At 67.2% G+C, this 3319-nt stretch carries 5 protein-coding genes, 1 tRNA gene and 1 pseudogene; 3 read left to right on the forward strand and 4 right to left on the reverse strand.

What is annotated here, in order from left to right; all coding sequences use genetic code 11:
* A pseudogene (locus M1L58_RS23160) lies at positions 1-232 on the reverse strand (transposase); the annotation flags it as partial.
* Between the two features lie 42 nt (positions 233-274).
* On the opposite strand from M1L58_RS23160, the gene M1L58_RS23165 reads away from it, so the two are divergent.
* A complete protein-coding gene (locus M1L58_RS23165; RefSeq protein ID WP_248660614.1) occupies positions 275-841 on the forward strand; it encodes a hypothetical protein in 567 nt (188 codons plus the stop codon).
* Here the strand turns inward: M1L58_RS23165 and M1L58_RS23170 are convergent.
* Positions 804-888, reverse strand: a tRNA-Leu gene (locus M1L58_RS23170). The genes M1L58_RS23165 and M1L58_RS23170 overlap by 38 nt on opposite strands.
* A gap of 97 nt (positions 889-985) precedes the next feature.
* On the opposite strand from M1L58_RS23170, the gene M1L58_RS23175 reads away from it, so the two are divergent.
* Positions 986-1414: a transcriptional regulator gene (locus M1L58_RS23175; protein ID WP_248660615.1), complete on the forward strand. Its 429-nt coding sequence runs from the start codon at positions 986-988 to the stop codon at positions 1412-1414.
* Positions 1411-1761, forward strand: a complete 351-nt coding sequence (locus M1L58_RS23180; RefSeq protein WP_006868089.1) for a DUF3817 domain-containing protein — start codon at positions 1411-1413, stop codon at positions 1759-1761. The genes M1L58_RS23175 and M1L58_RS23180 overlap by 4 nt, the downstream gene beginning before the upstream one ends.
* A 140-nt stretch (positions 1762-1901) precedes the next feature.
* Here the strand turns inward: M1L58_RS23180 and rdgB are convergent, their stop codons facing one another.
* Together rdgB and rph are read right to left on the reverse strand one after the other, a co-directional pair.
* Entirely contained in the window at positions 1902-2519 is a 618-nt protein-coding gene (gene rdgB / locus M1L58_RS23185) for an RdgB/HAM1 family non-canonical purine NTP pyrophosphatase (RefSeq protein ID WP_248660616.1), read from the reverse strand.
* A complete protein-coding gene (rph, locus tag M1L58_RS23190) occupies positions 2519-3274 on the reverse strand; it encodes a ribonuclease PH (protein WP_248660617.1) in 756 nt (251 codons plus the stop codon). Before rph ends, rdgB begins: the two co-directional genes overlap by 1 nt.
* Positions 3275-3319: the final 45 nt, after the last annotated feature.

Raw genomic sequence — 3319 nt, forward strand, 5'->3', positions numbered from 1 at the left:
ACCTTGACCTCCACATCGCCCGAGGTCGTTGACACGCTCTTGGCGAGGTGGCCGTTTCGATAGGTGGCGCGTTCGGCGGAACGCTCATACCGGCCGGCGCCGATCTTTCGGTGGCCTCGGCCTCGATCAGTGCTTGCGGGCCAGCCCGGATCAACTTGGCGAACACCGCCCCGGAATCCGCGGAGGTGAGTACATCGAGCTGTGCGAGCAAAGCAGAATGGTCCTGGGTCATCGTGTGGTGTGTCCTTCTGTGAGTCACTTTGGCGGTAACTCATTGACCACGACGCGATGGCCCTTCCCCAACAGGGTCACCGACACGCTGAGCAGCGGCTCACCTCAGCCTCGAAACCCACCACTCCTGGGGGACTTACCCGAGATTTCTGAGCGGCGGCAACACCTGACTGCTGAGCTCGAATCAGTCAAGGCCGATCTTAAACAGGGCGCCAAGTACATCGACCTATGCCTCACCCTGATCGCGAACCCCGCACAGCTCTACGCCACGGCGAGCGACGAGGTGCGGCGCCGGCTGAACCAGGCAATTTTCAAGCGCCTGTGCATCCATGCCGAGGAGATCACCGGCCACGACCTCAGCTCACCTCTCGCCGAAATGGTCGCAGCCGACGCCGGATACCGAGCGGAAGAGGCGACGGGTGACGCCGAGCAAGGACGAGACGTCGCCCACGCATCCTACCACAAGCACACAGGCCAATCGAAAGACGCCGTCATTTCTGACGGCGCCAAACTGCCGATTGATGACCTTCTGCTCGCTGTCAACGCACGCGCTGATTGCAGTAAGGACTCTATGGTGCGCGAGGGGGGACTTGAACCCCCACGTCCGTAGACACTGGAACCTAAATCCAGCGCGTCTGCCAATTCCGCCACTCGCGCTCGGTGCGTCCCCGGCGTCGAACCGGGCTGCGCACTGTAACCGCGACCACCCTACCGGCCGCGTTTTGATCACCGCAGGCCAGGTACCTTGGAAGGTATGTCCTCGTCCCCCCGTCGCACGCATCGGCCGGCGCTCGTGGTGCTGACCGTGGTCGCCGCGGTGGCGTGTCTGATCCTCGCCTGGTGGCAGTGGTCCCGCTTCGAGTCGGCCTCCGGCAGCGGCCAGAACCTCGGCTATGCGCTGCAGTGGCCGGCCTTCGCGGTCGCGGTCATCTACGCCTACCGGCGCTTCGTCGTCCTCGAGAGCGACCCGGAGGAAGCGCGAAAGGCCGCCGCGGACGCCCGTGCCGCGGCCGAGATCCCCGAGGGCATCCTCCCCGAGCGCCCGGCGACGCCGAGCGCGGCGTCGCTCGCCAACGATCCCGACCCGGTCAAGGACGCGGCGCTCATCGAATACAACCGCTACCTGGCCGAACTCAGATCGGCAGACACCCCCGACGCCCCGTCATCGAAAGGCCCGCAGTGACCGAGACCGCATCCACCGCTTCCGCTCCCACCGCTCCGGTGGAGAAGGTCCGTGGGGCCCTGTTGAGGTACCGCGTCCTGGCCTGGATCACCGGTATCTGGCTGCTGCTCCTCGTCGCCGAGCTGATCCTGGCGTACGGCTTCGACAACAAGGCACTCGACTTCGTGCCGATCGTCCACGGCTGGGTCTACTTCGTCTACCTGATCATGGCGATCGACCTGGCGATCAAGGTTCGCTGGCCCGCGGGCAAGACGATCATCACCGCGATCGCCGGCACCATCCCGTTCTTGTCCTTCTGGTTCGAGCACAAGCGCACCCAGGAAGTGAAGGCGCAGTTCAACCTCTGAGCCGCATCCGCGCCGCTTGGCGCGAGCCACACTGAAAACCACCCCTGGGATCAGCCCTCCAGGAGCGACCGAGTGACGATATGTCAGCGGCAGCGCTCCACAGGGCGGATCTCAGGGGTGGTTTCTTGGCGCGGTACCCGTCAGCTGTTGGCCAGCTCCCGCAGAGCGGGCACCAACTGCGCCAGAGCCTTGCCGCGGTGGCTGAGTGAGTCCTTCTCCTCCGGCGTGAGTTCAGCCGACGACCGGCCGGCCGCGAGCTCGTCGTCGGGTGCGAAGAGCGGGTCGTAACCGAAGCCGTTCGGTCCGCGCTCCGCGCGCAGCACCGTCCCGCGCCACTCCCCGCGCACAACCGTCTTGGTCCCGTCCGGCAGTACCAGCGCGCACGCCGACACGAACGCGGCGCCGCGTCGTTCGTCCGGGGTGTCGGACAGCTGCGCCAGCAGCAGTGCGTTGTTCGCCGGATCGTCGCCGTGCGCACCCGACCAGCGCGCCGACAGGACGCCGGGCATCCCGTTCAGCGCGTCCACCGAGATCCCGGAATCATCCGCAAGACAGGGCAATCCGGTGGCGCGTGCACCCGACCGCGCCTTGATCAGTGCGTTCTCCTCGAAGGTGGCCCCGTCCTCGGGCTCCTCCGGGTATTCGGGCACGGCGTCGAGGCCGAGGATCTCCAGGCCGGTGATCCCGGCGGCGTCAACGACGCGCTGCAGTTCGGTGAGCTTCTTGCGATTGCGGCTCGCGAGCAGGACCTTCGACATCAGGCTTTGCCCGGCAGCTGACCCGGGTACGGCTCGGCGAGCACGGCCCGCTGGGCCTCGAAGAGCTTCTGGGTGCCGATCGCAGCGACGTCGAGCAGCGCGTCGAGCGTTGACCGTGCGAACGTCGCGCCCTCGCCGGTGCCCTGTACCTCGACGAGGGTGCCGGCGTCGGTGGCGACGACGTTCATGTCGACCTCGGCCCGCGAATCCTCCTCGTACGGCAGGTCCAGACGCACCCGACCGTCGACGACGCCCACGCTCACCGCGGCGATCGCACACGAAAGCGGTTGCGGGTCGGAAAGTTTGCCGGCGGCACGCAGGTAGGTCACCGCGTCGGCGAGGGCCACGTACGCGCCGGTGATCGCCGCGGTGCGGGTACCGCCGTCGGCCTGCAGGACGTCACAGTCGAGCGCGATGGTGTTCTCACCGAGTGCCGCGAGGTCGATGCACGCCCGCAGGGACCGGCCGACGAGCCGGCTGATCTCGTGGGTGCGGCCGCCGATCTTGCCCTTGACCGATTCGCGCCTGTTGCGCTCGTGGGTGGCCGCCGGGAGCATCGAGTACTCGGCGGTGAGCCAACCCAGGCCCGATCCACGACGCCACGGCGGGACGCCCTCGGTGACACTCGCGGTGCACATCACGCGGGTCTGTCCGAACTCCACCAGCACCGATCCCGCGGGATGGCTGGTGAAGCCACGGGTGAAGGAGATGGGACGCAGTTCGTCGTCGGCTCGGCCGTCAGCTCGTGTGGTCACGGCTCCAACTCTAACGACCGCGGCCGCAAGGCCGATGACCCACCG

Origin of the sequence: Gordonia sp. C13, assembly GCF_023218005.1 — a bacterium.
In the GTDB taxonomy this organism is placed as follows: Bacteria; Actinomycetota; Actinomycetes; order Mycobacteriales; family Mycobacteriaceae; genus Gordonia; species Gordonia namibiensis.